The following is a 24,973-nucleotide window of genomic DNA, read 5'->3' as shown; positions in this document are numbered from 1 at the left end:
CGTAGGAACGAGTAGTGAGAGTATTAGAATGCCGATCAGGATTTTGGCAAAGAGCGATTGGTATCTCATTCTAATCAAACCTCCTTTCAAGGTGGGCGAATTATCAGGTGATTCTGTAAGTGGCTGTGCTAGAATGAAGAAGAGGATATCATTGGCTTTCTTTTTTTTGCTCATGCTGAAATTGTACCGAATTGTAGCCAATGAGACAACCACTTACAAAAGGATGATGATTCATGAGCGCACCGAAAAAAATTGCCCATATCGGCATTGCGGTAAAAAGCTTGGAAAAGACGCTTTCCTTTTATACTGAGCAATTGGGATTGGAGTTGGTTGGAACCGAAATCGTCGAGAGCGAACAAGTACAAGTCGCATTTTTAAAGATCGGGGAAAGTCATATTGAATTATTAGAGCCGTTGAGTGATGAGAGTCCGATAGCAAAATTTATGGAAAAACGCGGAGAAGGCATCCACCACATTGCTTTTGATGTAGATGACGTTACGGGTCGTCTAGCCACTTTAAAAGAGCAAGGTGTACCTCTTATTCACGAGGTCCCCAAAGCGGGTGCTCACGATGCGTTGATTGGATTTTTGCATCCGAAGGCCGCGAATGGCGTTTTGTATGAGCTGTGCCAATATCCGAAAGAATCATAGGCGTTTACGTAGTAGAAAAAAATTTTTTGCGGTATACTGGAACTTGTGAATATGTACCAAAATCGGGCAGTACGATCAGGAGGTAACGAGTGTGAGTACGATCAACCAAGAGCGTTTGTTAAATGAATTTTTAGAGCTCGTCCAGATTGACAGTGAAACGAAGAACGAAGCAGAGATCAACAAGGTGCTCAAAGAAAAACTGGTTGCGATGGGATTTACCGTAGAAGAGGATGACGCAGCAGCGAAAACCGGGCATGGTGCCAACAATTTGATTGCAACCTTGGAGGGAACTGGAAAAGGTCCAACCATCCTGTTTAGCAGCCATATGGATACGGTTGTACCAGGAAACGGAATCAAGCCTCAAATTCGCGATGGCTACATTTATTCTGATGGTACGACGATCCTCGGTGCAGATGACAAAGCAGGAATCGCGGCGATCTTTGAAGGTATCCGCAGCATGAAAGAACAAAACCTGCCACATCCAACGATCCAAGTCGTATTGACTGTAGGAGAAGAGTCAGGACTTGTAGGGTCCCGCGCGATGGATTCCAGCCTGCTGAAAGCAGAAATGGGCTTCATCCTCGATTCGGAAGGTCCAGTTGGAAAAATTACAGTAGCTGGTGCTGGCCAATACCGTATCGTAACCAAAATCCACGGTAAAGCAGCGCATGCAGGTGTGAATCCAGAGGATGGCATCAGTGCTATATCGGTTGCTAGTAAAGCAATTTCCCGTATGCCACTGGGCCGTATCGATGCAGACACAACTGCAAACATCGGTCGCTTTGAAGGTGGTAAAGCGTACAATATCGTAACGGATTACGTGGAAATTTGGTCCGAGGCTCGCAGCTTGGTAATGGACAAGCTGGAAGCGCAAGTGAAGAAAATGACGACAGCATTTGAAGAAGTGGCAGCCGAGATGGGTGCGACTTGCGAAAATGAGGTTATTTTTATGTATCACGGTTATAAATTCAACGAAGAAACGCCAGTTGTACAAAAAGCGATTGCAGCGGTTAAACGTGTAGAGCGCAATCCTGAGCTGGTTGCAAGCGGCGGCGGAAGCGACGGTAACGTATTTAACGGCTACAACGTGCCAAGCGTAAACTTTGCCATCGGCTATGAAGAAATCCATACAAAAAGCGAGCGTATGCCAATAGCTGAACTGAACAAAGCGGCTGAGCTGGTGCTTGCTGTTATTGCAGAAGTACAAGAGTAACCAAAAAAGGTCGGAATCTCCTTGCGAGGGGGGTTCCGGCCTTTTTATTCGTTTGCTTACTTGTTTGCATGATTGAGACAACCACTGTTCATCATAGACTGAATGGAAAGCTCGGGGAAGAGGCAGGAAGGAAAGGGGGAGGCTGAGTGCTCCGTTTGGCGGTGGGGACGGTCCAAAAAGTTCTGGAAAAGCAAATAGGGATGCAGATGCTCGAAGTCCGGACAGAATCGGTTGCTGGATACAAACTGGAGAGAGTGTTGTCTTTTTTGCAAGAGGATTATAAAAGTGGCGATTTACTTCTGATCAATACAACCGCTGTTCGGCTTGAATTGGGGACAGGTGGGTATCATTTTGTCGTAGGAAAGGTTAGTCAACCAGAGGAAACCGATGTCCTTCCGAATGAGTGGGGGCATGTCATGAAAATGCGCTATTCGCCATGGCAGCTCGCGGTTGATTCAGTAGAAGAACAGGCCAGTCCGTACCACCATTTGTTTGTGCAAGAAGACTTATCCTTAGAAGGTACCCCTGTTTTGATCGGCGAGCTGCACAGTCTTCTACCTGTTGCTGTCCTTGCTTTGCGTAAAAAAAATCCAGATGCCCGTATCGTATATGTCATGCCGGACGGCGCATCCTTGCCGATTGCCTTGAGCGAGCACGTCCATCAATTAAAAGCAATCGGGGGCTTGGATGCGACCGTGACGTCAGGTCATGCGTGGGGAGGAGATCGCGAATCGTTGACGATTCATAGTGGCTTATTGGCAGCACGCCATGTAGAGTGTGCCGATATCATTATTTGTATGCTGGGACCTGGGGTAGCAGGTACGGGTACATCTTATGGCTTCTCGGGAATTCAGTTAGCTGAGGTCATTCATGCCGTATCCAATCTTGGAGGAACACCCTTTTTTATTCCCAGAATCAGCTTTGGGGACCCACGTGCCAGACATTACGGTGTCAGTCACCATACCATATCGATATTAAACAGATTTGCTCTCTGTCCTGCTCTGGTCACAATCCCGATTTTCGGGGATAAAAGAGATGATGTCCTTTCACGGCAAATGAAAACAATAGAAGTTGCGGGGAAGCATATTTTCATAAAGGGAAAAGTCCCAGACCTGTCAGAGCTGGCAGCACTAGAAAAGGGGTATGGCTTGTCCTTTTCTACAATGGGGCGAAATTGGCAAGAGGACCCTGCTCCTTTTCAAACGGCATGGGTGGCAGCCGATTTTGTAGGAAACAGCCTTGGCTATATCGTCCAAACCGTTAACGACGCCCTGCATTCGCCCGCCTTATCAAGTACTCTTGAAGGGTTAGGTCTTTATTTGACCAGGAACGAAGCGCAGCCTTGATCTCCCATGCTTTCCCGACCATACGCAATTGCTTTTCGCTAACATATGTTTTCATTCATGATCTCCTCCGATACAATAAGGTGGACAAGCTCTATGCTCCCAACTTATGGAGGGAATCGACGATTTAGAACGATTTCACGAAAAAGGATGATGACGACAGTGAGTAAATATGATCACTTATATGAAAAAACCATTTCCAGTCAACCGATTTTTGACGGAAGAATTATTAAGGTCAAGGTAGATGAGGTGCTTCTGCCTAATGGCAACACAGCCAAGCGGGAAATCGTGAATCATCAAGGAGCGGTTGCGGTCTTGCCGATCACAGATGATAACAAAATGGTTGTCGTTCGACAGTTCCGCAAGCCATTGGAGCGTACGATCGTGGAAATCCCAGCAGGAAAGCTGGAGCCAGGGGAAGAGCCGCTTGCATGTGCAATGCGCGAGTTACAGGAAGAGACCGGCTACGTTGCGAGTCAGTACACACCGCTCAGCTCTTTTTACACATCGCCAGGCTTCGCAGATGAAATTTTACATGTGTATGTGGCTACTGGTTTGAAAAAAGGAGAAAGCAAGCCGGACGAGGATGAGTTCGTTGATGTGCTGGAAGTGACACTGGAAGAAGCGCATGCCCTGCATCAAAGTGGAGAAATTCGAGATGCCAAGACAGTAGTGGCATTGTTTGCGTGGGAAAACAAAATGCTGCGTGAGCGTGGATAGAACCATGCTTCCTTCCTGTTTTTGCGACATGCATATTCACATCGGCGGTACGTGGACGGGTAAACCTGTGAAAATAACGGCTTCACGCAAAATGACTCTCACCAAAATTTTGGAGGAGGCCTCAGATAAAAAGGGGATGGATGTCATCGGGATTATCGATGCACATTCGCCGGAGGTTCAGGATGAGCTGGTAGATCTCTTGGAAAAGGGATTAGCGACTGAACAGGATGATGGAGGAATTTCCTACAAAGATACATTGCTAATCTTGGGGTGCGAAGTAGAAATCAAAGAGCCAGGACGTGGTGCAGCTCATTTTCTCGTTTATCTCTCGAAGCTCCAAGAAATGAAGCAATTTACCGCATGGCTGTCTGAACGCTGCAAAAATGTGCAATTAAGCTCTCAGCGTATCTACACATCGCTTAAGGAATTGCAAGCTTGTGTCCAGCAATTGCAGGGCCTTTTGATCCCGGCACATATTTTTACACCACATAAAGGATTGTATGGGAGCTGTACGGATTCGATGGCCGAAGTGCTTGATCCTTCACTCATCTATGCCGTTGAGCTGGGATTGAGTGCGAATACCGTTATGGCGGACCGCATTTCCGAGCTACATGACAAAACCTTTCTCACAAACTCAGATGCCCATTCTCTGGCAAAGATTGGCCGAGAATATCAAGCGATGTATATGCAAGAGCGTTCCTTCGCTGAGTGGGTGAAAGCAATTAAGCGCATCGGTGGCAGAGGGGTTCATATGAACTACGGTCTGCACCCCGAGCTGGGTAAGTATCATCAGACGGCGTGCCAAGGTTGCCAGTCTTTACTCGCGGCGGATGCTTCAGGCAAATGTCCGGAATGCGGCTTCCAACGAATTGTGCGAGGGGTTGCAGCACGCATTGATCAGCTGGCAGATATAGAGGCTGGCCAGCATCCAGGGTTCCGTCCTCCTTATATAGAGCAAATCCCGTTGGAATTCATTCCGGGAATTGGTCCGAAATTATTGGACAAGCTGTATCGGTCGTTTGGTACACAGATGAACGTGTTGCATCGCGTGAAAGAAGAAGAGCTCACCCATGTTGTCGGAGAGAGAATCGCTTCGCTTATTGTGCAAGCACGAGAGGGAAAGCTCTCTGTCCAAAAGGGAGGCGCCGGTACCTACGGAAAGATCGTCCCGATGTAGGTAGTCATAGGGGAGAACTCGTCCGCATAAGCTGTACAGTAATCAGCCAAGCGGGAGGCGACGAAGCGTGCGTTCACGAGTCGGACAAACTATCCAATCCTATGCGAAAGAACATCAGTCACTCTACTGGTTCACGATCGTCCTGTTTACGATGGGCATTATTTTCGGAGCCGTTCTCGTCAATTCACTGCCATTATCACAGAGGCAGGAGCTGTATGGTTTTCTGCAATATTTTTTCAACAGTCTTGGCAGTGATGGAATCCCTGAGACAAGTGCCCATTTTCAGCAGGCGTTTGGTCATTATGCCAAGACCATTGCGATTATGTGGGTGCTAGGATTATCCATTATTGGGTTGCCTATGATTTTGTTGATGCTCTTCTTAAAAGGAGTCGTGGTTGGTTTCACCGTCGGTTTTTTGGTGAGTCAACTCCAATGGCAAGGTGTAACATTTGCCATGGTGGGTGTTCTCCCACAAAATTTATTAGTCGTACCTGCCCTTTTTATTGTAGGTGTCAGCGGAATTTCATTTTCGCTCCGACTCATACGAACGAGAGTGCTGAGTAAAAGAGATGTTATCATGCCGCACTTTATGGGCTATACCGTCCTTGTTCTTAGTATGCTTGCGGTATTGGCGATTGCGTCCTTGTTTGAAACCTTCATTTCCCCTAGGCTGATGCAGCTCGTACTTAATTAAGAATAATTCTCAGGTAATAACTTATGCATTTGACTTATTCGATGCCCCTCTACTATAATAGGAACAGGTTTCATGCGAGCGGGGAGGGGCATTAATGTTGGAAGAAAAATTAGAGAAAATTAAGCAGCAGTTGCATTCACAAAACTACAAGCTGACACCACAGCGTGAAGCCACTGTTCGCGTGTTGTTGGAGAATGAAGAAGATCACTTGAGCGCGGAAGATGTTTACTTGTTAGTGAAGGATAAAGCACCGGAAATCGGGCTTGCTACCGTATACAGGACATTAGAGCTTTTGAGCGAACTGAAGATCCTTCATAAAATGAATTTTGGCGATGGCGTAGCTCGTTACGATCTTCGTGATGATAATGCTGCTTATCACCATCATCACCTCATTTGCCTCAATTGTGGTACGGTGGATGAAATTTTTGAAGATCTACTTGTCACAGCAGAAGAAAAAGTCAAGAATGTTTACAACTTTTATATTACCGACCACCGATTGACCTTCTACGGGATCTGCAATCGTTGTGTAGATAAAGTGAACGTGGAGGACTTCAAATAAAGTCGACTTCTCTGGGAACGGAGAAGTTTTTCTTTTTTCCTTGGGAGCTTTTGTAATGGCAGCCCTATTCCTGTGGAATCCTAAGAAAGGATCGATTCGAATGGAGCAAGGGACAAGTGCATATAAATGAAAGAAAGTCTGTAAGGAGGCTTACGGATGAAGGTCTCTTATCGCCGCTTGATGGAGGGTCTTCGTTTCTTGCTTCTTTTCATTACCTGCACCTTGCTCTCCTACGGCATCATTACCTTGCTGGCGGATAAATTTCTCCCGGCAAACCCTTATCATGAACCACATGGGAATGCGGTGAAGGTAGTAAAAGTCATCAATACCTCTCAGGCACAGGATTTTGACGGTTATGTCGCACGACTACAGCTCTTTTTTTTAACGGGAGAGTAGTGCAAGTTTGAGTTTTTTATCTGGAGAAGCAGGAGTTTCTTTTTCTTTGTGGAAAGCAATACAAGAACTTATCAGCTGAAGGGGACAGCTTCATGGACAGTCTGATTGATCAGTTTATTCATTTCCTGACTGTGGAGAAAGGGCTAGCGAGAAATACCCTGGAATCCTATCAACGGGATATGGTGGCCTTTACCTCGTATTTACAAGAGCAAGGCGTCGCTCGAATAGAGGATTCTACTCGGACGCATATCATCGGGTACTTGCTTGTTTTACGGGAAAAAGGACGTGCTACAGCAACGCTTTCTCGCAATATGGCATCGATACGAGCGTTTTATCAGTTTCTCATTCGGGACAAATACATAGATAAAGATCCATCCATTCATCTAGAAACACCGAAGATCGAGAAACGCTTGCCGAAAGTGCTCTCTGTTGAGGAAGTGGAACGTCTTTTGGAAAGTCCTCCTGTCAATCATCCTGCCGGACTGCGGGACAAGGCGATGCTTGAGCTTTTATATGCGACAGGCATTCGTGTCTCGGAGTTAGTCAATCTGGATATTGCTGATGTGAATCTGGATATGGGCTTTGTCAAATGCTTGGGAAAAGGATCAAAAGAGCGAATCATTCCGTTAGGCTCGGTTGCCATTCAAATGGTTCGCCACTATTTGCAGGCAGGGCGCCCCAAGCTGGTAAAAGGAACTGGCGATACTGCATTATTTCTAAATCACTTGGGCAAACAAATTACACGGCAAGGTTTTTGGAAAATTATTAAACGATATGCCCAAAAATCAAACATCCGTGCTGAGATTACACCCCATACGCTTCGCCACTCTTTTGCCACTCATTTACTGGAAAATGGGGCTGATTTGCGCTCTGTTCAAGAGATGCTTGGGCATGCTGATATTTCAACCACCCAGATTTACACACATGTGACCAGAACGCGGATTAAGGACATCTATGCCAAGACGCATCCGCGAGCATGAGTATGAAAAAACGATGGACTCCGCCTGATTGTTGGGCGGAGAAAAATTTTCTGAATCAGGTCAGACGTCTGACGACTTGATGGTCGAAATGAATGACTGGTAAACAGGAGGCGTTAATATGCAGTATTCACGAGTTTTTTTGATCGTCATGGACAGCGTAGGGATTGGCGAACAACCTGATGCGCCTAAGTTCAATGATGCAGGAGCGAACACCTTAGGTCATATTGCAGAACGCGTGGCAGGATTTTCATTGCCTAACTTGCAAAAATTAGGTTTGGGAAATATAGCACCACTCCAAAACGTTACGCCAGCAACAACTCCTATGGCCCACTATGGAAAAATGCAAGAAATCTCCATGGGGAAAGATACAACGACTGGTCATTGGGAAATCATGGGTCTGCATGTGTCTACTCCATTTAATACGTATCCAGACGGATTTCCACAAGAGCTGATCTCGGAATTTGAGCAACGTATCGGTCGCAAGGTGCTCGGTAACAAAGTCGCTTCTGGGACAGACATTCTCGACGAGCTTGGCGAAGAGCATATGAATACGGGTGCAGTGATTGTCTATACATCTGCGGACAGTGTATTCCAAGTGGCAGCCCACGAAGAGGTTGTTCCGCTTGAAGAGCTGTACCATATTTGCGAAGTAGCACGTGAGTTGACACTTCGTGATGAGTTCGCCGTTACTCGTGTCATTGCGCGTCCATTTGTTGGACAGCCGGGCAATTTTAGCCGAACAGCAAATCGTCACGATTATTCCGTGAAGCCATTTTCTCCCACAGTCATGAATCGTTTGCAAGATGCTAACCTCGCTTCTATTGCGATTGGTAAAATCAGCGACATTTATGCAGAAGAGGGCGTTACTCAATCTATCCGTACCAAAGATAACATGGACGGTGTCGATCAAATTCTGGGCACGATGAAACAATCGTTTACGGGCCTTTCCTTTGTCAATCTTGTGGACTTCGATGCGAAGTTCGGTCATCGCCGTGATCCAGAAGGGTATGGTCAGGCATTGATGGAATTCGACGCTCGTATACCAGAGCTTTTGGAAGCGCTACAAGAAAATGATTTGCTGGTAATCACGGCAGACCATGGAAACGATCCCGTACATCATGGTAGCGATCATACGAGAGAATACGTTCCGTTGCTTGTCTATCACAAAGGTATTCAAGCTGGACAACATTTGGGCATCCGTGAAACGTTTGCGGACTTGGGTGCGACCATCGCAGACAATTTTGGAGTAACTGCTCCAGTGATTGGGAAGAGCTTCCTTAATCATTTATAAAGCTTAAGTAAAAATAAATATTTATATAATAGAAGAAACACAAAAAAAGGAGAGAGTTGAATTGGCAAATTTCCATGACGCAGTAGCATATATCGAACCGAAATTGACAGAAAAACCAACCGTTGGTCTCGTCCTCGGGTCAGGGCTGGGTGTTTTGGCAGATGAAATCGAAAATCCAGTGATCATCCCTTATCATGAAATTCCTGGCTTCACTGTGTCCACCGTTGTCGGCCACAAAGGACAACTCGTGATTGGTAAGCTTCAAGGCAAGCAAGTCGTAGCGATGCAAGGTCGGTTCCATTCTTATGAAGGACATGGTCTGGATGCCGTTGTTTTCCCAATCCGTGTCATGAAGTTGCTCGGCGTAGAAACCATTATTGTGACCAATGCGGCTGGCGGAATTAACGAAGGCTACAATCCAGGCGATCTCATGCTGATTTCCGATCACATCAACATGACATTCCGCAATCCGTTGATCGGTGCAAACGATGAACAATTGGGAGCACGCTTCCCTGATATGTCTGAGGCTTATTCCAAACAACTCCGCAAGCTGGCTCATGAAGTTGCTTCTGAACAAGGAATCCAGCTCCGTGAAGGTGTATACGCAGGTTTGCTAGGCCCTACCTACGAAACTCCTGCGGAAATTCGCATGCTTCGTCTTTTAGGTGGGGATGCTGTAGGGATGTCAACAGTACCAGAAGTAATCGTGGCACGACACATGGGTGTGAAGGTACTCGGTATTTCCTGCATTAGCAACATGGCAGCAGGTATTTTGGAACAACCTCTGTCCCATGATGAAGTAATGGAAACAACAGAGAAAGTAAAAACGCAATTCCTGGCTCTGGTCAACGGTATCGTAGCTAACATGTAAGTAACGGACTCGGAGGGATTAACAATGCGTATGGTCGATATGATCGCCAAAAAACGTGATGGCGGAGAACTGACAACAGAAGAGATTCAATTTCTGGTGACAGGCTATACAGATGGAAGTATTCCTGACTACCAAATGTCCGCATGGGCAATGGCAGTCTTTTTCCGTGGCATGACTGCGAGAGAGACGGGAGATCTAACCTTGGCAATGGCAGGGTCAGGCGAACAGCTTGATCTGTCTTCTCTGCAAGGAATTAAAGTAGACAAGCACAGTACAGGCGGAGTAGGGGACAAGACTACTCTTGTTGTTGCGCCTTTGGTAGCCGCAGCGGGTATACCTGTGGCAAAAATGTCTGGAAGAGGCCTTGGATACTCAGGAGGCACCATAGACAAGCTGGAGTCCTTCGCAGGTTTTGAAGTAGAACGCACACGCGAGCAATTTTTGCAGCAGGTGCGTGATATTGGCGTGTCCGTAATCGGACAGTCTGGCAACCTGACACCTGCCGATAAGAAGCTGTATGCTCTGCGTGACGTGACAGCTACTGTAGAGGCTGTGCCGTTGATTGCAAGCTCCATTATGTCCAAGAAGATTGCTGCTGGAGCAGATGCCATCCTGCTTGATGTAAAAGTAGGGAAGGGCGCTTTCATGAAAAGCATTGAAGAGGCAGAAACGTTAGCAAATGCGATGGTTGCAATTGGCAACCAAGTAGGACGCAAAACGGTGGCGGTCATCAGTGATATGAATCAGCCGCTTGGCTTTGCTGTGGGCAATGCACTGGAAGTAAAAGAAGCGGTGGAGACACTTGCAGGTAGAGGTCCTCGCGATTTGACCGAGCTGGTATTGGCTATTGGCTCCCGCATGCTTGTTATGGGTGGGCTTGTAACTGATGTGGAAGAAGGCCGTAAGAAGCTCGAAGAACTGATGGCTTCCGGAAAAGCAGTGGATAAACTGGCGGAAATGGTAGAGGCTCAAGGCGGCAATAAGCAGGACGTCTATGAGTTGTCTCGTCTGCCGCAAGCAAAGATCATTCATGCCGTTACAGCCGAACAGGAAGGCTTTCTAAGCGCGATTGACGCAGAAGCGATCGGTCATGCTTCTGTTGTCTTGGGTGCTGGCAGATTGACAAAAGAAATGCCAATTGACTTGGCAGTAGGTCTTGTCCTGCATAAAAAACGCGGGGATCAGGTGAAGGCTGGAGAAGTTTTGGTCACCATCCATGCTAACGAAGAACATCTTCTGCAAAATGCGTTGAAAGAAATGGAAGGTGCCTTCAAAATTTCGACGGCAATCGACGGAGACCAACCGTTGATTTACAAAATTATCGAAGCATAGAATCTCCGGATATTAGTTGATCAATCAAATAAAACAGGGCGTGCACAGCACATGAGCACGTCTTGTTTTTTGAGTAAAAATACAGTTTTTCGAAAAAATATTGTTGATTAAATCTAGCTTTTCATATTCAATAGTAAGATATAAGTCGTTTTTTTTATAATGTAAAATATATTTTACTGTTCGGATTGACTTTATAAAGTTTTATATTTCTACTTGTCAAATTTCGTTGACACCGCTATCATTTCCGATTACTTTTATTGTATTAGACTGTTTGTAAAAGAATATTGCGAAAATCGTAAAAAAATGATGGAGGTTCCCGGAAAATCGTATTTATGAAAAAGCTGGACCATGTCGACAGACAGATTCTGCAAATCCTCCATGAAGATGGGCGCATCCCATATACAGAAATCGCCCAGCAGCTAGGCGTGAGCGAAGGAACGATTCGATCGCGCATCACTCGTCTTTTGCAGGACGGAGTCTTCCAATTCGTAATACAACCCGATCCAGAGAAATTGGGATTACATGTGCAGGCTATCATCGGGTTAACCACAAAGCTAGGTTTACAGAAAGAAGTGGCAGAAAAGTTAAGCAAATTTTCTGCAGTACGCTTTGTAGGCGCTTATAGCGGTAAGCACGACTTGATCATACAAGCGTGTTTCCATAGTAATGATGAGCTGATCACCTTTGTCAACGAACGACTCTCTCAAGTTGAAGGAATTGCAGCTGCGGACGTTTCACTGGAACTGAAGCAGTACAAAGACACCTTCTCTTTCGTTCAAGACGACGAGGTGACCCTGCAATGAAAGGGGTTGATGCCTTCCAGCCGAAGTCAAGCAGCTTCGTGTAGTTTTCATTTTTTTTCGTCCTTTATTTTCAGAAAAAAGACAAAAAAGAAAAACGTACTGGGGGTTATTGCGTTGAAAAAGAATGTGTTTGCACTTGTGAGCTCGATTGCTGTATTAGGAACCGCTCTGACAGGGTGCGGAGGAGGACAACAAGCTGCCGCTCCACCGGCAGGAGGTACACCTGCAGCACCTTCACAGCCAGCAACACCAGCTGCCGAGAAGAAGCCACAAGTTTTAAAGATGAACCTTCACTCGGAGCCACCAACAGCTGATCCAGGGCTCGCAGAGGACACGACTTCAGGCGCGATTATCTTGGCAACCTTTGATGGATTGACCCGCATTGGTACCGACGATAAGCCGCATGAAGCTGCTGCTGAGAGCTATAAGGTCTCTGATGATAAGCTAACGTACACATTTAAAATCAGAGAAGCGAAATGGAGCAATGGTGATCCTGTGACAGCGCATGACTTTGAATATGCTTGGAAGCGTGCTCTCGATCCAAAAACAGCTTCCAACTACGCATATCAGCTGTACTACGTGAAGAATGGCGAAAAAGCAAATAAGGGCGAAGCAAAGCTTGATGAAGTAGGTGTGAAGGCACTTGACGATAAGACGTTGGAAGTTAAACTGGAGAATCCGACTCCATACTTCCTGGAATTGCTCGCATTCCGTACCTACTTCCCAGTTAACAAAAAAGTAATTGATGCAAATCCGAAGTGGGCAGGCGATGCAAAATCGCACGTCGGTAACGGACCTTTCAAAATCGAATCTTGGGAGCACAAGAGCAAGATGGTGCTCGTGAAGAACGAAAATTACTGGGATAAAGACAATGTAAAGCTCGAAAAAATCGAATTCTCCATGGTAGAAGACGAAAATACAGAGCTTTCCATGTTCGAAAATGGTGAAATCGACTGGGCTGGTGCACCAATGAGTGCTTTGCCAACAGATGCGATTCCTGCATTGAAAGGGCAAGGCAAAGTGCAAACCAATCCAATCGCGGGTACGTACTGGTACAAGTTCAATACCGAAAAGCCGCCATTTAATAACATAAAAGTGAGAAAAGCATTTGCCTACTCGATCAATCGCCAAGCCTTGATCGACAACATTCTCCAAACGGGTCAAATCCCGGCAACAGGCGCTATACCTCCATCCATGGTGCTGAATCCAAATGGCTATTTCAAAGACAATGATTTAGAAAATGCGAAAAAGCTTTTGGAAGAGGGACTAAAAGAGGTTGGCATGAGCAAGCTGCCATCCATTACCTTGTCCTACAATACATCTGAGGCTCACAAGAAGATTGCAGAGGCCATCCAAGACCAATGGAAGAAAAATCTCGGCGTAGATGTGAAACTCGAGAACAAAGAATGGAAAGTTTACCTGGAAGACATGCATGAGGGTAACTTCCAGATTGGACGGATGGGCTGGCTGGGTGACTTCAATGACCCAATCAACTTCTTGGAACTCTTCAAGGATAAAATGGGTGGAAACAACGATACACGTTGGGAGAATGCAAAATATAAAGAGTTGTTGAACCAATCCGCTAAGGAATCAGACCTCGAGAAACGCAAGAAAATTTTGGCAGATGCGGAGCAGATCCTGATGGATGAAATGCCAATCATGCCAATTTACTGGTACACACAATCTTGGATACAGAAGCCAGAGGTTAAAGGGGTTCACCAAACTGGCCTGGGTGACGTGGATTGGAAAGGCGCTTATATCGAGTAATCACATAACGAAGGAAACGGGATTTGCAGCAGAGGGTATCTGGTTGCACATATACCCTCTGCTATGCAAGCCCTTCCCATAAATACCGCTGGCATGATTGCCAGCAAAGAGAAAATAGAGAGAGAAGCTTTACTGCAAGAGATCTAAGGGTTATTTACACAGCCGATTTTTACACTGTGTCGGCAGCGTTCCGCAGTGTAAACATGGGACGTGAAAGCAATCAAAAATCTACCAAGGGGGTAAGTTAGTTGATCCGTTATCTCGGTAAGCGCATCATTTTTATGCTCATCTCGCTCTTCTTAATTGTAACGGCCACCTTCTTCATCATGAAAGCAGTACCAGGTGGTCCATTTACATCCGAGAAGCAGGTCCCGCCGGAAATTAAGGCAGCACTAGAGGCAAAGTACAAGCTGAACCTGCCGTTGCACGAACAATACTTTGAATATTTGAAAGGTGTAGTAACATGGGATCTCGGTCCGTCGTTTACGGAGAAATCTTCGAATGTTAACGACATGATTAATCGTGGTTTCCCAGTTTCTGCTCATTTGGGAGCACAAGCTTTATTGCTCGCTATCTTTGGTGGTATTACGCTAGGTGTTATCGCAGCGCTAAACCATAATAAATGGCAAGACTATTCCGCGATGGTCATCGCCGTTTTGGGATTATCGGTACCAAGCTTTATTTTGGCGTCCTTTTACCAATACATTTTCGCTATTAATTTGGGCTGGTTTCCAATCGCGAAATGGGAAGGATTCGAATACACCATCCTTCCATCATTGGCACTCGCCGCATCACCGATGGCATTTATCGCGCGTTTGACGCGTTCTAATATGATTGAAGTTATGGGTCAAGATTACATCAAAACAGCAAAAGCAAAAGGGTTGCACACTGTTACCATTACAATAAAACACGCAATCCGTAATGCGCTCTTGCCAGTTGTTACTTACCTGGGTCCACTGATTGCCGGTATTTTGACAGGTGCATTCGTTATTGAACGTATTTTCGGTGTTCCTGGTCTTGGTCGCGAATTCGTTTTGTCCATTACAAACCGCGACTATACGGTAATCATGGGTACGACCGTGTTCTACTCCATGATCCTAGTTGTGATGATTCTGATTGTTGACATCGCATACACCTTGGTAGACCCACGGATCAAACTTTCGGACGCAGGAAAGGAGTAATGACACGTGCAAAACTTGACTAAAGAACATTTTGAGCCAATTTCCGTAGACCTTCGTCAAGCGGAAGCAATCAAGCGCCCAAGTCTCTCTTTTTGGTCTGACGTTTGGCGTCGTTTGAAAATGAATAAAGTCGCAATGATTTCTATGATCTTCATTGCTGTTTTGATCGTCTCTGCCATAGTGGTCCCATGGCTAACTCCCCAAGATTATTATACGACGGATCTGGTTGGCAAGAATAAAAAGCCGTCTGCTGATCACTGGTTTGGTACAGATGACTTAGGTCGTGACGTATTTGAGCGTATTTGGTACGGGGCACGTATCTCTCTGCAAGTAGGTCTTGCCGCAGCGTTCATTGACCTGATCATTGGTGTGATCTGGGGTGGTCTCGCAGGTTTCTATGGCGGTAGAGTAGATGAAATGATGATGCGTTTCGCAGATATCTTGTTTGCGATTCCTTACCTGCTGGTTGTTATTTTGTTGATGGTAGTGTTAGAGCCTGGTGTTGGAACAATTATTCTTGCCTTGACGATAACGGGATGGATCGGTATGGCCCGGATTGTACGTGGTCAGATCCTTCAATTGAAAAACCAAGAGTTTGTACTGGCAGCGCGCTCCCTTGGTGCTGACGCCAACCGTCTGATCTTCAAACACTTGATTCCTAATGCTTTGGGTCCAATCATCGTAACATTGAGCTTGACTGTACCTTCCGCGATTTTCGCAGAATCCTTCTTGTCCTTTATCGGGTTAGGGGTTTCCGCACCGATTGCGTCGTGGGGAACGATGTCTAATGAGGGCTTGCCGGCCATGAAGTACTATCCATGGCGATTGACATTCCCGGCAATCTTTATTTCCGTGACCATCTTGGCATTTAACTTGTTCGGTGACGGTCTGCGCGATGCAGTAGACCCGCGCCTGCGTAAATAGGAGGGATCGTCGTTATGGAACGCATTCTTGATGTAAAAGACCTGCATGTATCCTTCCATACGTATGCAGGTGAAGTAAAAGCAGTTCGCGGTGTGAATTTTCACGTCAACCGCGGAGAGGCTGTAGCGATTGTAGGGGAGTCCGGTTGCGGTAAATCCGTAACCGCTCAAACCCTCATGAAGCTGATTCCTATGCCTCCAGGTGAAATTAAACAAGGGCAAATTCTCTTCAATGGAGAGGATATCGTTAAGAAGTCGAAAAAAGAGATGGAATCGATCCGCGGTAAAGATATCGGGATGATCTTCCAAGATCCAATGACTTCCTTGAACCCAACAATGACCATCGGTAGCCAAATTACCGAGGGCTTGATCAAACACCAAAACATGTCGAAAGCTGCAGCACGTGATCGTGCCATTGAGCTGTTGACAATGGTTGGTATTCCGCAACCTGAGAAACGTGTGGAGCAATATCCACACGAGTTCTCTGGCGGTATGCGTCAACGTGCAATGATCGCGATCTCTCTCGCCTGTTCGCCGAAGCTGTTGATCGCAGATGAACCGACTACAGCTTTGGACGTAACGATTCAGGCGCAAATTTTGGACCTGATGAAAGAATTGCAAAAGAAAACAGGCACGTCCATTATCTTGATCACGCATGACCTTGGTGTTGTTGCTGAGATGTGTGACCGCGTAATCGTTATGTACGCAGGAAAAGTGATCGAGACAGGAACAGTTGATGATATTTTCTACAATCCGCAACATCCTTACACCAAAGGCTTGCTTCGCTCGGTACCACGTCTTGACTTGAACCGTGACGAGCCACTGACACCGATTTTTGGTACGCCGCCAGACCTTCTGCGTCCGCCAGTTGGCTGTGGATTCACTGCGCGTTGCGACTCAGCGATGCGTGTGTGCCAAGAGATCGATCCTGAGCTGAACGACGTCAGCACGACTCAGCGAGCAGCTTGTTGGCTTCAACATCCGCTTGCTCAGAACCGTGCGTAGAAGGAGGGATATCAGTGGATAAACGTGAAAATTTAATTGAAGTACGTAATCTTAAAAAATTCTTTTCCATTGGCGATAATACTCTGAAAGCTGTAAATGATATCTCGTTTGAGATCAAACGTGGAGAAACATTGGGCATAGTAGGAGAGTCAGGCTGTGGGAAGTCCACTGCCGGTCGTACCATCTTGAGACTGTATGATGCGACTGAAGGGGACGTCCTGTTTGAAGGCAAGAGCATCATGAATTTGAACCAGCAGGAAATGAAGGCAATGCGCCGCAACATGCAAATGATTTTCCAAGACCCTTACGCATCGTTGAACCCGCGTATGACAGTCGGGGATATCATTGGCGAGGCGCTGGATATTCATGGCCTGGCGACTGGTCAGAAGCGCAAAGAGCGCATCCAGGAGCTCCTTTCCTTGGTGAGCTTGAATCCTGAGCATATGAACCGCTTCCCACATGAGTTTTCAGGCGGTCAGCGCCAACGTATCGGAATTGCCCGTGCATTGGCAGTAGAGCCAAAATTCATCGTGTGTGACGAGCCAATCTCTGCTTTGGACGTATCCGTACAAGCACAGGTTGTAAACTTGCTCGAACAGCTGCAAGAAAAAATGGGCTTGACCTACATGTTCATTGCCCATGACTTGTCCATGGTAAAATACATTTCCGACCGTGTAGCGGTTATGTATCTGGGGAAAATGGTTGAGCTGGCAGAAAGTGATGCTTTGTATGAAAAGCCTCTTCATCCGTATACGCAAGCGCTGTTGTCTGCGATTCCGATTCCAGACCCAGAAGTTGAGCGTAACCGTGAGCGCATTGTATTGCAAGGCGACGTACCTAGCCCAATGAACCCACCAAGCGGTTGCCATTTCCGTACTCGTTGCCCGAAAGCAATGCCGGAATGCGCTGCATCTGCACCGGTGTGGAAAGAAGTAGAGCCAGGACATTTCGCAGCTTGTCACTTGTATAACTAAATCAATTTCAAATAGCGAGTTCCGAGGCTTCTCGTGCAGCCCGGAACTCGTTTCCCTTCATAAGGGAGGTTTTACCTCTGAAAAAAATGGGTATTATACCCAGAGGCAAGTTTTTTCAGGGGTATTTTTTCGGAGTTCTTCCACTGGAAAATTGTAGCAGTGATAAAGGGGGCAAGTAGCATGAGCAAATTTTTGTCGCCACGATGGAAAAAGAAGGAGGGAATTTCGAATCTTTTAAAAAAAGTAAATCTGACTAGCCAAGCAGCAACGGAAAAACTAAGAGGCTCTCTTGCTACAAAGATGATTGTGTTTGGTCTAATTCTTGTCCTTATTATTATTGGTTCTTTGCAATACATAGCCCTTTCCTTCTCGAAATCAACGTTGTTTAGCATTACCTCTAATCAGGCAAAAATGCTGGCTGACCAGCATGCGAATAGCATGGAAGATGACTTAAAAGCGATTGTGAACTCCACCAAATCGGCGGCAACCAAACGTGTGATGATGACAGAGCTGCAGCCGCTTATCATGGAGCAGTTTACTCTATTGCGCCAGGCGCATAAAGAAGTTTCTAGAATCTATTTGATCGACACGGCTACCGGGAAATCCCTTTATTCCTTGACGGGGACAAATGAGATTGACTTCAAGCAAAAGCAATACTTCCAGAGAGCACTAACTACGAAATCCTTGGTCATTTCAGATGAAGAAATCGTTGAAGACAGCAAAAAGAGTTTTCTTTATATTGCGACACCCATAGGGGAAAAGGCCGATGATACGAGCAGATTGTTCGTTGTTGGCTTTACGATTGACCAAATGATTCAAAAGATTCCTGAGATCTCTTTCATGGAGAATGGCTACGCATTTGTCGTTCGACAAGATGGTTTGGTGGTAGCCCATCAAAATCCGAACAACAACAACAAGCTCGTGCTGGCTGGTGACAAAGATTATGCAGAGATGCTTGCCCTGATGAAGCATGAGACAAGCAACAGCTTGTTGTACTCGGATCATGGTATTGATTCATTTGCAGCTTTTGCACCCATTCCGATGTTGAACTGGAATGTCGTTTTGTCCACGGGAACTGACGAGGTGTATGGTGAAGTAGACGGAATGTGGTTGTACTTCGTGCTCTTCAGCTTGCCGATCATCGGACTCTCGGTTTGGTCGATCTGGTGGTTTGCGAAGCGGATTCGACTGTCTCTGTTCGCGATAGCCCGGGATATGGATCAAATCGGCGCCGGACATTTTAATATCAACGTAAAAGTAAACGGCAATGACGAGCTAGCTATGGTTGGCCGCAAAATGAATGACATGGCGGCTGAACTTCGCAAGCTGATTGCCCTTGTACAGGGACAAGCGACACAACTGAACGTAGCGACAGATGAGCTGACCCTATTTGCGCAAGAAAACAAAGGAGCCATCAACGTCATTACGGATAATATTTCAACGATTGCCCAACGCGTTTCTACGCAGACGAATGAAGTGCAAGCGACGGCCAATACCGTCTCGGACATCTCGGAAGGTGTCGAACAGGTGGCTGTCGCTGCCGAATCGACATCAGTTGCCACGACCCGTACGTTTGAGAGAGCGCAAGGCGGAATGGAGTTAGTCGAGAACGTAATCAATACGGTACGACGTGCCACTAGTGAGGTAGAACGTACCGCAGGACAAATGCACAGTCTTCGTGAGCGGGCTCGTGAAATTACGAGCATCGTCGAAATGATTACGAGTATTGCATCGCAGACGAATTTGTTGGCGCTGAATGCAGCTATTGAGGCTGCGCGTGCTGGAGATGCTGGACGAGGCTTCTCGGTTGTTGCCAGCGAGGTTCGCAAGCTCGCAGAGGAAAGCAGCTCCTTCTCTGAGCGTATCGCTGCCATTGCCCATTCGATCAATGATGAAGCAATGGATATGAGCAAGCATATGGACGAGATCGTTACCATGGTGAGTGGAGGCTTGCAGTCTGTAGAGTCTGTGGGTACTGCTTTCCAAAATATCGTGGCAGAGATTCAATCAGCTGCAGAGCAAAGCGAATCGATGACGGCAACCTCGGAAGAGATGGCGGCAGGTAATCAGGTTGTGACGAACTCGATGCAGCGTCTTGCCACCATGTCGGATGAAATTAGTGATTCCATCTCAGGTGTGGTAGAGACAGTGGATGAACAATTGAATTCGATTGCACGTATTAATGAAAACGTGGAGCAATTGAAAAAAATGGCGGACGAGTTAACGCAAAATGTGAGCCGCTTCGTGATTTAAGAAAGTGTCCCTTCTGCTAATTGCTGAAGGGATTTTTTTGTGTAACTGGATGTGCTTTCGGGAAGACAATCTTGCCGTTTTTGTGTGAATATTTTCCTTTCATGATGGTGAGAATAAAACCATGAATGGAGGGAAGAGACTGCTATGAAACGGAATGGATACCTCGCTCTATGCTTCGTTATGTGTTTTACCATCTTTTCTCCGCTGGCTATTGCCAAAGAAAAGGCTGGACAGCAAAAGGGTGACAATCATTTTGCCCCATTAGCTTCATCCGCTGTGATGATTGAAGCGGATACGGGAACAGTCTTGTATGAAAAGAATGCCAATGAAAAAATGCCACCCGCCAGTATCACCAAAGTAATGACCATGCTTTTGATCATGGAAGCGGTGGAGCGGGGAGAGCTTAAGTTTACCGATAAGGTTCGAACAAGTGAAAGAGCAGCATCGATGGGCGGGTCACAAATTTTTCTACAGCCCGGTGAAGAAATGACAGTAGAGGACATGTTGAAAGGGATTGCGATTGCTTCAGGGAATGATGCCTCTGTAGCGATGGCTGAGCACTTGGCTGGTACAGAAGAGAGTTTTGTCGCGCGAATGAATGAACGCGCACAGCAGCTCGGCATGAAAAATTCGCATTTTGTCAACTCTAATGGACTTCCTGCCGCGAATCACTACTCTTCGGCGGCAGACATTGCGATTGTGTCACGTGAACTCTTGAAGCACGAAGGCATCACGAAGTTCACCGGTACGTACCAAGACTACTTACGAAAAGATTCAGAAAGCCCTTTCTGGCTTGTGAATACGAACAAGCTCGTACGTTTTTATGAAGGGGTGGACGGTTTGAAAACAGGGTACACAGGAGAAGCGAAATACTGTTTAACCGCGACTGCCAAACGCAACAACATGCGGGTCATTGCAGTCGTTATGGGTGAGCCTGATGTAAAAACGCGCAATAATGAAGTATCGACTCTGTTCAATTACGCATTTACGCACTTTCAGGTGTTGCCGATGTACAAAAAGGGCGAATCTGTGCGCGCAATCGTTGTGGATAAAGGTCAGAAACCGCAAATCAATGCGGTGACACCACATGCAGTTAGTTTGTTGATGAAAAAAGGAGAATCGGCCGATACGTTCCAGAAGGAAATTGTCATTAATGAGACCGTTTCAGCACCTATAGCAAAGAACCAAGTAATCGGCCACATTTTCATCCGCACGAAAGATGGCAAGGAAGTAAATCGAATCGATCTGTTCCCAGAAGATCAGGTAGATAAAGCCAACATGTGGGAGATTCTCAAGCGAGCCACCAAGAGCGTTTTGATTAGCTACTGACAGACATCATGAGCGCGAAAAGAATCGAGTTGCCCCGAATGGAATGGCGCGGCTGCTCGATTTTTTTGTTCTTTTGTCGGCTGGCAGGAATTGGTTTCGCCGAGGAAGAAAGAGAGTTTCTATCAAGGGAGAAGGAGTGTGGCAGCTATGAGTTTACGTGTTGCGATGGAGACACGGCAGGATGTGCTGGTGATCCGTTTGCAGGGTGAGCTGGATCATCATACGGCAGAGGAGTTGCGCAAGAAGGCGGATGATCTTTTGCGTACCTCTACTATACGTCATATTGTGCTGAGTCTGGCTGATTTGACGTTTATGGACAGCTCTGGTATCGGGGTTATTTTAGGAAGATATAAGCAGATTTCCGCCCGATCTGGAGAAATGTACGTCTGCTCGATCAATCCTACGATCTATCGAATATTTGAGATGTCTGGGTTATTCAAGGTGATCAAGTTTCGCGAAAACGAAGCGGATGCTTTGCATGTTCTGGGGGTGGCGTAATGATGGTACAGCGTAACTTTATGTCGGTGTCATTTGCAGCATTGAGCCAAAATGAAGCATTCGCACGTGTAGCAGTCGCAGCCTTCATTTCCCAACTCGAAATTACGATGGACGAGCTGGAAGAAATCAAAACCGTTATATCCGAGGCTGTTACGAATGCCATTATTCATGGATATGACGAAAATCCAGAGGGTGTGGTGCAGATCTCTGTGCGAATTCAAGAGGACAGCATTGATTTGATCGTGGAAGACAATGGACGTGGAATTGAGAATGTGGAGCAGGCCATGCAGCCACTCTATACGACGAAACCAGAGCTGGAGCGCTCTGGGATGGGCTTTACAATTATGGAGAATTTCATGGATTCTTTGGAAGTGGCAACGGTTGTGGGTAAAGGAACAACTGTGCGCCTCACAAAACGCCTGGCGTTTGCCAAAGCCTTGCAAAATTAGGGGTAGTGCCGATGGGTGCCGATATCAAAAACGCGAGTCAACCATTTCTGACCAATGACCAAGTGAAAGAGCTAATCGCCAAAAGCCAATCTGGCGACACTGAGGCACGAGAGCTTCTCGTCAACAGCAATATTCGACTGGTCTGGTCCGTCGTCCAGCGCTTTATCAACCGTGGATATGAAGCGGATGATTTGTTTCAGATCGGTTGTATTGGCCTTTTGAAAGCCGTAGACAAGTTTGATCTCTCCTATGATGTTCGATTCTCAACTTATGCTGTGCCGATGATTATTGGGGAAATTCAACGCTTCTTACGTGATGACGGTACAGTCAAGGTAAGTCGATCACTCAAAGAAACAGCCAATAAGGTACGACGAACAAAGGATGAGCTGTACAAGCAATTCGGTCGCGCACCCACGATTGCTGAGGTTGCGGACGCGGTGGGGATTACGCCAGAAGAAGTCGTGTTTGCGCAAGAAGCAAATCGGGCACCTTCTTCCATCCATGAAACGGTTTTTGAAAATGATGGGGACCCCATTACGTTGATCGATCAGATTGCAGATGAAGGGGTTAACAAATGGTTTGAAAAAATTGCACTCAAGGATGCGATCAGTCGATTGAGCGAGCGGGAACAACTCATTGTCTACCTTCGCTACTACAAGGATCAGACGCAGTCGGAAGTAGCGGAGAGGCTGGGAATCTCGCAAGTACAGGTATCGCGCCTCGAGAAGCGCATTTTGCAAACGATCAAAGACCAAATTGAACACTAACAGATCTAAACACTCTGGTCACTACGTGGCTGGGGTGTTTTGTTTTGTGAAAAACGACTCGATGTTTTTCATTAAACAGAATGTGACCGCGTGCGATCAGCAAATAAGCAATCCTTTCCGTTTATTTGCATGGGTTTTGTGACTCGGCACATACTAGCGAATAATCAGGGTTGTGATGGAAGGGGAAGGTATCATGAAAGACGCGTTGTTTCTGCGCCTGAGAAAGCGATTGGCCGTACAGCCACAAGCCATGATTACGCTTGGAGACATTTGCCAGCTTTACTGGGATGGAGAGCGCGAGGAAGCGTTAAAGCGGATGCCCATTTACCAGACAAAGCCAACGGATGGCAATTTGATCATTATCGATATTATGCAGGTGATTAAAAGGCTGCGTTCAGTCTATCCCGACGTGGAACTGGACGTTCAGGGTGCTCCCCAAATTATTGTGGAGGTGCTTAATCCACGAAAGAAATCGAACCCGATTTTGGTAGCGATGGTGTGGCTTCTCCTGTTCATTGGCTCAGGATTGGCGATCATGAATTTCCATACCGATGTCAGCATGATGCAGGTTCACGAACGAATCTACTATTTGATTACCGGTGAAAAAAGCCATCAGCCCTTATGGATGCAAATTCCTTACTCCATTGGAATTGGTTTGGGGATGGTTCTGTTTTTCAATCATATCTTCCAGAAAAAAATCAACGAAGAACCTAGTCCGCTCGAAGTGGAATTGTTTATGTATCAGCAAAGCCTGGATCAATACTACATACAAAATGAAAACAAGGAAAACCAACGGACGAAGAAATGAGCGTCATCAAGTACTTGTTGCTTATTTTGATCGGGCTGGGTGGAGGACTTGCAGTAGGGAGCGGGCTGGTCGCGTTTATTACCGTTCTGGACATCATTCCAAGGTTGACACAATTAACGAATGCTCATCGATATATCCGCTCGCTGGAATGGGCCTTGGTGGCAGGAGCGCTTTTTTTTACGTTTATTGATTTCTTTCACTGGGGTGCTCATTTACCCATTATCGTATCTTCCATTTACGGGATATTTGCAGGGATATTTGTGGGGACACTCGCCGCAGGACTAACTGAGGTATTGAATGTCTTCCCGATATTAGCGAAGCGTGTCCACATGGATGGTAGTCTTCTCTTTCTGTTGATGGCAGTCGTTTTGGGAAAAGTGACGGGTTCCTTACTGCAATGGCTGCTCCATCTGTGAAATGGTAAATACCACTATTCATAGGCATCTTTAGAAAAAGGAAGGATATAGGAAGAAAGCTTACAAAGGGAGTGAAAGGGCATGGCAACCAAAATAAAATCCAAAAACCCCGGATCGATGCAGATGACCAAACAACTGTATCAACAGCAGGCTTCGAAGTTCCAGCCCAAACGAAACGTTCTGCTCAACTCGTTTCGTGCTTTCTGGGTAGGAGGGACCATATGCTTGTTGGGTCAAGCCATTCAAAATATGTATATTACCTTCTTCGGATTTACGGAGAAAACAGCGAGCAATCCGACCGTTGCGACGCTCATCTTTCTATCCGTTTTGCTGACAGGGTTAGGTGTGTATGACAATATCGGACAGTATGCCGGAGCAGGATCAGCCGTGCCTGTTACAGGTTTTGCCAACTCGATTGCTTCTGCTGCCATCGAACATCGGAGCGAAGGGGTGGTGCTCGGCGTTGGAGGAAATATGTTTAAGCTCGCTGGTTCGGTCATTGTATTTGGGGTTGTTGCTGCTTTTATTGCGGGAATCATAAAGAGCCTGATCAACATGCTTTTCTAAGGGAGGG

General features: G+C 46.3%; 26 protein-coding genes. All 26 read left to right on the top strand.

Annotated elements, in window-relative coordinates:
* Positions 1-233 precede the first annotated feature (233 nt).
* The 26 genes from mce (at position 234) to spoVAC (ending at position 24,966) form a co-directional block, all read left to right on the top strand.
* A complete protein-coding gene (gene mce, locus E8L90_RS10925) occupies positions 234-650 on the top strand; it encodes a methylmalonyl-CoA epimerase (RefSeq protein ID WP_137029412.1) in 417 nt (138 codons plus the stop codon).
* 91 nt (positions 651-741) lie between these two features.
* Positions 742-1,863, top strand: coding sequence for a M20/M25/M40 family metallo-hydrolase (locus tag E8L90_RS10920; RefSeq protein ID WP_137029411.1), 1,122 nt, complete (start codon positions 742-744; stop codon positions 1,861-1,863).
* A gap of 146 nt (positions 1,864-2,009) precedes the next feature.
* Complete coding sequence (locus E8L90_RS10915) at positions 2,010-3,209, top strand: DUF3866 family protein (protein WP_137029410.1); 1,200 nt, start codon at positions 2,010-2,012, stop codon at positions 3,207-3,209.
* 159 nt (positions 3,210-3,368) lie between these two features.
* The gene (locus tag E8L90_RS10905; protein WP_137029408.1) at positions 3,369-3,926 is read left to right on the top strand and encodes an NUDIX domain-containing protein; all 558 of its coding nucleotides are present in this window, start codon (positions 3,369-3,371) and stop codon (positions 3,924-3,926) included.
* 4 nt (positions 3,927-3,930) lie between these two features.
* Positions 3,931-5,103: an endonuclease Q family protein gene (locus tag E8L90_RS10900; RefSeq protein WP_137033390.1), complete on the top strand. Its 1,173-nt coding sequence runs from the start codon at positions 3,931-3,933 to the stop codon at positions 5,101-5,103.
* Positions 5,104-5,170: 67 nt separating this feature from the next.
* Positions 5,171-5,797: a stage II sporulation protein M gene (gene spoIIM / locus E8L90_RS10895; protein ID WP_137029407.1), complete on the top strand. Its 627-nt coding sequence runs from the start codon at positions 5,171-5,173 to the stop codon at positions 5,795-5,797.
* 94 nt (positions 5,798-5,891) lie between these two features.
* Positions 5,892-6,356: a ferric iron uptake transcriptional regulator gene (gene fur / locus E8L90_RS10890; RefSeq protein WP_007720739.1), complete on the top strand. Its 465-nt coding sequence runs from the start codon at positions 5,892-5,894 to the stop codon at positions 6,354-6,356.
* A gap of 156 nt (positions 6,357-6,512) precedes the next feature.
* Entirely contained in the window at positions 6,513-6,752 is a 240-nt protein-coding gene (locus tag E8L90_RS10885; protein ID WP_007720735.1) for a YqzK family protein, read from the top strand.
* A 92-nt stretch (positions 6,753-6,844) separates the two neighbouring features.
* On the top strand, positions 6,845-7,732 hold the full coding sequence (gene xerD, locus E8L90_RS10880; protein ID WP_137029406.1) for a site-specific tyrosine recombinase XerD: 888 nt from the start codon (positions 6,845-6,847) through the stop codon (positions 7,730-7,732).
* Between the two features lie 118 nt (positions 7,733-7,850).
* The gene (gene deoB / locus E8L90_RS10875) at positions 7,851-9,023 is read left to right on the top strand and encodes a phosphopentomutase (RefSeq protein WP_137029405.1); all 1,173 of its coding nucleotides are present in this window, start codon (positions 7,851-7,853) and stop codon (positions 9,021-9,023) included.
* Between the two features lie 61 nt (positions 9,024-9,084).
* Entirely contained in the window at positions 9,085-9,894 is an 810-nt protein-coding gene (locus tag E8L90_RS10870; protein WP_137029404.1) for a purine-nucleoside phosphorylase, read from the top strand.
* Between the two features lie 24 nt (positions 9,895-9,918).
* On the top strand, positions 9,919-11,226 hold the full coding sequence (locus E8L90_RS10865) for a pyrimidine-nucleoside phosphorylase (protein WP_137029403.1): 1,308 nt from the start codon (positions 9,919-9,921) through the stop codon (positions 11,224-11,226).
* Positions 11,227-11,558: 332 nt separating this feature from the next.
* A complete protein-coding gene (locus E8L90_RS10860) occupies positions 11,559-12,029 on the top strand; it encodes an Lrp/AsnC family transcriptional regulator (protein ID WP_137029402.1) in 471 nt (156 codons plus the stop codon).
* 114 nt (positions 12,030-12,143) lie between these two features.
* Entirely contained in the window at positions 12,144-13,796 is a 1,653-nt protein-coding gene (locus tag E8L90_RS10855) for a peptide ABC transporter substrate-binding protein (protein ID WP_137029401.1), read from the top strand.
* 248 nt (positions 13,797-14,044) lie between these two features.
* Entirely contained in the window at positions 14,045-14,977 is a 933-nt protein-coding gene (locus E8L90_RS10850; protein WP_137029400.1) for an ABC transporter permease, read from the top strand.
* A 6-nt stretch (positions 14,978-14,983) separates the two neighbouring features.
* Complete coding sequence (locus E8L90_RS10845) at positions 14,984-15,901, top strand: ABC transporter permease (RefSeq protein ID WP_137029399.1); 918 nt, start codon at positions 14,984-14,986, stop codon at positions 15,899-15,901.
* 14 nt (positions 15,902-15,915) lie between these two features.
* Complete coding sequence (locus E8L90_RS10840; RefSeq protein WP_137029398.1) at positions 15,916-16,905, top strand: ABC transporter ATP-binding protein; 990 nt, start codon at positions 15,916-15,918, stop codon at positions 16,903-16,905.
* Between the two features lie 14 nt (positions 16,906-16,919).
* Positions 16,920-17,879 carry an ABC transporter ATP-binding protein gene (locus E8L90_RS10835; RefSeq protein ID WP_137029397.1) on the top strand — a complete coding sequence of 320 codons (960 nt, stop codon included), beginning with the start codon at positions 16,920-16,922 and terminating at the stop codon, positions 17,877-17,879.
* 180 nt (positions 17,880-18,059) lie between these two features.
* Positions 18,060-20,132, top strand: a complete 2,073-nt coding sequence (locus E8L90_RS10830) for a methyl-accepting chemotaxis protein (RefSeq protein WP_137029396.1) — start codon at positions 18,060-18,062, stop codon at positions 20,130-20,132.
* 144 nt (positions 20,133-20,276) lie between these two features.
* Entirely contained in the window at positions 20,277-21,461 is a 1,185-nt protein-coding gene (locus tag E8L90_RS10825; RefSeq protein ID WP_137029395.1) for a D-alanyl-D-alanine carboxypeptidase family protein, read from the top strand.
* Positions 21,462-21,608: 147 nt separating this feature from the next.
* On the top strand, positions 21,609-21,959 hold the full coding sequence (gene spoIIAA, locus E8L90_RS10820; protein ID WP_007724108.1) for an anti-sigma F factor antagonist: 351 nt from the start codon (positions 21,609-21,611) through the stop codon (positions 21,957-21,959).
* A complete protein-coding gene (gene spoIIAB / locus E8L90_RS10815; RefSeq protein WP_137029394.1) occupies positions 21,959-22,408 on the top strand; it encodes an anti-sigma F factor in 450 nt (149 codons plus the stop codon). Before spoIIAA ends, spoIIAB begins: the two co-directional genes overlap by 1 nt.
* A gap of 11 nt (positions 22,409-22,419) precedes the next feature.
* Positions 22,420-23,175 carry an RNA polymerase sporulation sigma factor SigF gene (sigF, locus tag E8L90_RS10810; RefSeq protein ID WP_137029393.1) on the top strand — a complete coding sequence of 252 codons (756 nt, stop codon included), beginning with the start codon at positions 22,420-22,422 and terminating at the stop codon, positions 23,173-23,175.
* Positions 23,176-23,368: 193 nt separating this feature from the next.
* Positions 23,369-23,983 carry a stage V sporulation protein AA gene (locus tag E8L90_RS10805; protein WP_137029392.1) on the top strand — a complete coding sequence of 205 codons (615 nt, stop codon included), beginning with the start codon at positions 23,369-23,371 and terminating at the stop codon, positions 23,981-23,983.
* Positions 23,980-24,399: a stage V sporulation protein AB gene (locus E8L90_RS10800; protein ID WP_137029391.1), complete on the top strand. Its 420-nt coding sequence runs from the start codon at positions 23,980-23,982 to the stop codon at positions 24,397-24,399. Before E8L90_RS10805 ends, E8L90_RS10800 begins: the two co-directional genes overlap by 4 nt.
* A gap of 81 nt (positions 24,400-24,480) precedes the next feature.
* Positions 24,481-24,966, top strand: coding sequence for a stage V sporulation protein AC (spoVAC, locus tag E8L90_RS10795; RefSeq protein ID WP_137029390.1), 486 nt, complete (start codon positions 24,481-24,483; stop codon positions 24,964-24,966).
* The last annotated feature ends 7 nt before the right edge of the window (positions 24,967-24,973 follow it).

Source organism: Brevibacillus antibioticus, from assembly GCF_005217615.1.
GTDB lineage: Bacteria > Bacillota > Bacilli > Brevibacillales > Brevibacillaceae > Brevibacillus > Brevibacillus antibioticus.
This window is presented reverse-complemented; position numbering and strand designations above follow the sequence as displayed.

Excerpts from the sequence above, each read along its gene's own strand:
- mce (WP_137029412.1), top strand. The coding sequence starts at position 234 with ATGAGCGCACCGAAAAAAATTGCCCATATCGGCATTGCGGTAAAAAGC.
- E8L90_RS10900 (WP_137033390.1), top strand. The coding sequence starts at position 3,931 with ATGCTTCCTTCCTGTTTTTGCGACATGCATATTCACATCGGCGGTACG.
- fur (WP_007720739.1), top strand. The coding sequence starts at position 5,892 with ATGTTGGAAGAAAAATTAGAGAAAATTAAGCAGCAGTTGCATTCACAA.
- E8L90_RS10885 (WP_007720735.1), top strand. The coding sequence starts at position 6,513 with ATGAAGGTCTCTTATCGCCGCTTGATGGAGGGTCTTCGTTTCTTGCTT.
- xerD (WP_137029406.1), top strand. The coding sequence starts at position 6,845 with ATGGACAGTCTGATTGATCAGTTTATTCATTTCCTGACTGTGGAGAAA.
- deoB (WP_137029405.1), top strand. The coding sequence starts at position 7,851 with ATGCAGTATTCACGAGTTTTTTTGATCGTCATGGACAGCGTAGGGATT.
- E8L90_RS10865 (WP_137029403.1), top strand. The coding sequence starts at position 9,919 with ATGCGTATGGTCGATATGATCGCCAAAAAACGTGATGGCGGAGAACTG.
- E8L90_RS10860 (WP_137029402.1), top strand. The coding sequence starts at position 11,559 with ATGAAAAAGCTGGACCATGTCGACAGACAGATTCTGCAAATCCTCCAT.
- E8L90_RS10840 (WP_137029398.1), top strand. The coding sequence starts at position 15,916 with ATGGAACGCATTCTTGATGTAAAAGACCTGCATGTATCCTTCCATACG.
- E8L90_RS10830 (WP_137029396.1), top strand. The coding sequence starts at position 18,060 with ATGAGCAAATTTTTGTCGCCACGATGGAAAAAGAAGGAGGGAATTTCG.
- E8L90_RS10825 (WP_137029395.1), top strand. The coding sequence starts at position 20,277 with ATGAAACGGAATGGATACCTCGCTCTATGCTTCGTTATGTGTTTTACC.
- spoIIAA (WP_007724108.1), top strand. The coding sequence starts at position 21,609 with ATGAGTTTACGTGTTGCGATGGAGACACGGCAGGATGTGCTGGTGATC.
- spoIIAB (WP_137029394.1), top strand. The coding sequence starts at position 21,959 with ATGATGGTACAGCGTAACTTTATGTCGGTGTCATTTGCAGCATTGAGC.
- sigF (WP_137029393.1), top strand. The coding sequence starts at position 22,420 with ATGGGTGCCGATATCAAAAACGCGAGTCAACCATTTCTGACCAATGAC.
- E8L90_RS10805 (WP_137029392.1), top strand. The coding sequence starts at position 23,369 with ATGAAAGACGCGTTGTTTCTGCGCCTGAGAAAGCGATTGGCCGTACAG.
- E8L90_RS10800 (WP_137029391.1), top strand. The coding sequence starts at position 23,980 with ATGAGCGTCATCAAGTACTTGTTGCTTATTTTGATCGGGCTGGGTGGA.
- spoVAC (WP_137029390.1), top strand. The coding sequence starts at position 24,481 with ATGGCAACCAAAATAAAATCCAAAAACCCCGGATCGATGCAGATGACC.